Origin of the sequence: Brachyspira sp. G79, assembly GCF_002379365.1 — a bacterium.
Classification (GTDB): Bacteria; Spirochaetota; Brachyspiria; order Brachyspirales; family Brachyspiraceae; genus Brachyspira.
The window spans coordinates 1913612-1918103 of record NZ_JQIU01000008.1 but is presented as its reverse complement, the minus strand read 5'-3'; the positions used below and the strand labels follow the sequence as shown (position 1 = coordinate 1918103).

Annotated in this window: 3 protein-coding genes and 2 pseudogenes; all 5 read right to left on the bottom strand. The window is 27.2% G+C overall.

The genetic code is table 11. The features are described 5' to 3' along the window. Positions 1 to 1088 (bottom strand): hypothetical protein (locus KQ44_RS09855; RefSeq protein WP_096737249.1); only part of this gene is annotated, 1088 nt, incomplete at its 3' end. A gap of 247 nt (positions 1089 to 1335) precedes the next feature. Then, the gene (locus tag KQ44_RS09850) at positions 1336 to 1602 is read right to left on the bottom strand and encodes a co-chaperone GroES (RefSeq protein WP_013114097.1); all 267 of its coding nucleotides are present in this window, start codon (positions 1600 to 1602) and stop codon (positions 1336 to 1338) included. Between the two features lie 99 nt (positions 1603 to 1701). Beyond that, positions 1702 to 2214 (bottom strand): adenine phosphoribosyltransferase, encoded by a 513-nt coding sequence (locus tag KQ44_RS09845; RefSeq protein ID WP_096737248.1) that lies wholly within the window; start codon positions 2212 to 2214, stop codon positions 1702 to 1704. Positions 2215 to 2306: 92 nt separating this feature from the next. After that, positions 2307 to 3693: pseudogene (locus KQ44_RS09840) on the bottom strand (MATE family efflux transporter). A 197-nt stretch (positions 3694 to 3890) separates the two neighbouring features. Continuing rightward, a pseudogene (locus KQ44_RS09835) lies at positions 3891 to 4492 on the bottom strand (hypothetical protein); the annotation flags it as partial.

The window sequence follows — 4492 nt, the reverse complement described above, 5'->3', positions numbered from 1 at the left end:
GCAGCCAAAGATAAATCACTAGTAATAAATGCTATTTTATACAATACTAATAAACATAGAGGTATATATATTCCTCCTGATAATGCCGTAATAAACAAAAATAAAAAGAATATAAATATAGGGTTTTGCATTACATTATTATTAAGTATATATTCTATTGACATATATCTTGTAAATGTTTCAAGGTATAAATATATCATAGAAATACAAGATAGTATAAAAAATGCTATAGCATACATTTTTTCTCTTTTTACCAAAAAACCTGCTATAAAGAATGCTATTAAAATCACTGAGAAAATATAGCTGTCTAAAAACATAAAACAGCCTGCAATAATTAATTCGGCAAGTATAATAAATATCATCAATCTGAAATTCTTTTTAATAGAACTAAATCCGAAAAAAGTATACATTACTATTTTGGACTTTGCATTTCTATATTCATCATATATATGTCTGAAATAACTTATTAATATTAAGGCTATTGATACAAGAAAAAGACTTGGAAAGAGTGTTACAGTCATTATAATTGAACTTTTAGCATTTAAATTTTCTATATCTCCGTTTATTAATTTTGAAGATATACCTCCTGTTCTGTCTTCTGTAACATTAACGTAAGCATATTCTTCATATGATATATTAGTGTTTCCACTAGAGCCTACATAGAGTATATGCATAAGTACTACTCCGCTTCCTTTATCTTTTAGATTGAGCTTTGCTTTTGCTATTCCGTTTTCATCAGTAGGGACAATGTATATATCTGATGTATTTGTAGTAGAAGTATTAGTTTCTTCATTACTATTATCATCTTCTAAATCTTTTAATAATATCTCTTCGTTCTTTACATCATTATGTATTTCAAAATCAAATACATCAGGTTTAAGAGAAGTAAATCTCACTAGTCTGTTTACGAGAGGAAGCCCTCTTCTTTCTATCATTATTGATACTTCATTAGAAGAATTGGTGTCTGATATATTAAAAGTGTTTTCTTTTTCGTATATAAATGTGTATTCTGAAGTTTTATTTGTATTTTCTTGTGCATATACTATATTGAATGCTAAAAAAAGGAAGATGATAAAGTATCTATGCATTAAAAAATATCTCCTGATTAAAGAATGAAATGTATTATCTGTATAATAATTATCGAAACAAATTAATAAAATTAAATAATATAATTTACTATATATTATTTAACCTTATTAATTTTTTATGATACGAAAAAAAGTTTTATTAACAATAATAATAACATGATAAAAGGCAAATAAGTAAAAAAAGAACACCATCTTTTTTTAAGATAAGTGTTCTTTTATTTAGTTATCGTTCTTATATAGCTATTAATTATTTTATAAGAGCAACTATCTCTTCATTTTTTACTATTAAATATTCAGTATCGCCTTCTTTTATTTGAATGCCTGCATATTTATCATATATAACGATGTCGCCTTTTTTTACTTTGATATCTTCACTGTCGCCTATTTCTACAACTTCTGCTTTTTGAGTTTTTTCTTTAGCTGTGTCTGGAAGAAGTATTCCGCTTGAAGTTTTTTCTTCTTGTTCTAATACTTTTAAAAGTACTCTGTCTGCTAATGGTTTAATAGATGGCATATTCCTTTCTCCTTATTAATTGTATTTATTTCGATAAAATTTTTCTTAAATAATTTTTATAATATTCTATAATAAAAATCATTAAAAGTCAATAATATATTAATACTCTATCAATACATGTACAGGATATTTGGATATTTCTTTTCTTCCGTTTAATTCTTTTAGTTCTATTAAAAAGGAAGAACCTGCTACAATACCGCCGAGTTTTTCTGCCATTTTTATCATAGCAAGTGCTGTGCCGCCTGTTGCTATTAAGTCATCTACTATTAAAACTCTATCTCCTTTTTTAATAGCATCTTCATGCATAAATAAAGTATCTGTACCATACTCTAGGGCATATTCTTCTGATATTGTTTTATAAGGAAGTTTACCTTTTTTTCTTACTGGTATAAAGCCTGTATTCATTTTATAAGCTAATGCAGAACCTATTAAAAAACCTCTGCTTTCTGCTCCTACTATATAGTCTATTTTTTCGTTTTCTACTTGTTCCGCCATTTTATCTATTGCGTATTTAAAAGCATCTTTGTTTTGAAGTAAAGTCGTGATATCTCTAAAGAGTATGCCTGCTTTAGGATAGTCCTGAATGTTTCTTATATAGTTTTTTAATTCCATATAACACCTCGTTATAATAAATATTATGTAAACAACACAATCTATGATTATAATACTTTTATAAAAAAAAGCAATTAAAAACTAAAATATGTTTAAATATTATGCTCTGCAGCAGAATGCGATGCTATATTAGCACCTTTTTTTCCATCTATTAGAGAAATAATATATTAAACTAAGGCTCATGCTAAAGAAATTACTTATAGCCATAGCTGTCCATATACCCCATAATTCCATTTTCGGAGATATTATATAGGCCAATGGTACTCTTATTATTATATGGGCAAAAAAAGCAAACAGCATAAGCATGAAAGTTTTTCCTGCTCCATTAATGACGCCGTTAGAAGAAAACATTACAGCAAGCATTATTATAGAAGGCATTACTACATATATATAGCTTTTTGTATATTTCAAAACGCTCATATCATCTGTAAACATTCTCACAATGATTTCTGGAAATAATACAGAAAAAAGTGCCATAAAAGCTGATATTCCTACAGAAAGTTTTATGCCTGCTTTATATATTTCCTTAACTCTTTCCATCTTACCAGCACCTATATTTTGTGCAGTCATAGTAGCAATACCTGCTGATAATGCTAAAAGCGGTAAAAAAGATAATGAGTCTACTCTCATAGATACAGCAACCGAAGCAGAAGCTGATTCTCCGTATGTGTTGATGAGCCTATTTAATAATAGCCAGCTTACAGATACTATGAGCTGCATAGCGGCAAATGGAAGCCCTATTTTAAACATGAGTTTTGTAATATTAAAATCAAATACCAAATTAAAAGGATTAGCCTTTACAATACTGTTTTTTATTTTCAAATATATCATACTTACAGCCACAGAAACAAACTGAGAAAAAGCTGTTGCATAAGCAGCTCCATTTAATCCCATAGCTGGAATTGGTCCTAGTCCTTTTATCATAATAGGGTCTAGTATCAAATTTAGTACAGAAGCTATAGCCAAAAATATTAATGGTCTTACAGTATCTCCTGTTCCTCTAAGCAAAGCAGATACCAAAAAATAATAAAACATAAAAGGAAAACCTATCATGCTTATTCTAAAATAGCTTACAGAATATTCCATAATGCTGTCTGCGGTATTTAAAAATCTCATCATAGCAGGGGCAAATATATATCCTATAATTGCTAAGCTCAAAGAAGTTATCAAACTAATTGTAGTAGCAACTTTAGAAACATATACTACAGAATCTTCATCATTAGCCCCAAAATACTGCCCTATTAATACATTAGCAGCTACAGTTACTCCAGAAGCTATAGCTAAAAGTATTAATATAATAGGAAAACTCACAGCAATAGCTCCAAGTCCTTTAGGTCCTACCATCTGCCCAATCCATATGGTATCTACTATATTGTATGCTATATTTAATAGATTGCCCAGTATCATTGGTATAACAAGCTTTATTAATCCTTTATTAACATTACCTTCTGTAAGCTCATGCATTTTGTTATTCATTATAAAATACCTCTAATTTTGTAATAATTGTATAAAAAGTAAAATTTCAAGACACAAGGAAAAATCTTATATGCATAAAAAAATAAAGTCAATAGGCTTTTTTATTGAAATATGATATTTTTTATTTTGTATTAAAAAAGGAGCTTAGCTTTTAATTTAAGTTAAACTCCTTCTTGTATTTTTATAAATTATTTTTTATTTTAATATTCTCGATGATAAGAACGAAAGTTATCACTGCTAATTACATAGATTATTTTTTCACTTTTATTAATATCGTATGCTATGTATCCAAAATGTTTTATATAATTTTCATCTTTTATTATTTTATAGAAAGGATTTTCTTTATGTTCATCTTTAAAATCTTCTATTATTTTTTCTAATATATCTTTTATTTCATTATTTGGATTTTTTATGATTTTATCAAACAATGTTTTATAGTATGGGTTAGTTTCATATTTATCTCTTTTTTTATTTTGAAATGAATCATGTAAATCATCTGTATCTCTACACAAAGAAACTTTATGTACATTATAAGTCTTACTCCAATTATCATATAGAGCATGCGATTGAAAAAAATGACTTTCTTCTCTCTTAACTGGTTTAGCAAAAGTTAATAATGACCTTATTAAAATACCTCTTGGAACTTTTTCTTCATTAAAACAGGTTTCAAATATATCTTTATACTTACTAAAAGTATTACAGAAGTTTTGTTTTATCTCTTCTGCACTATTAATTTCTTCCAAAGAATACTTTATAATATAATCAATATTTCCTCTTAAGATTTTATTATCTTCTAATTGCC

Excerpts from the sequence above, each read along its gene's own strand:
- KQ44_RS09850 (WP_013114097.1), bottom strand. The coding sequence starts at position 1,602 with ATGCCATCTATTAAACCATTAGCAGACAGAGTACTTTTAAAAGTATTA.
- KQ44_RS09845 (WP_096737248.1), bottom strand. The coding sequence starts at position 2,214 with ATGGAATTAAAAAACTATATAAGAAACATTCAGGACTATCCTAAAGCA.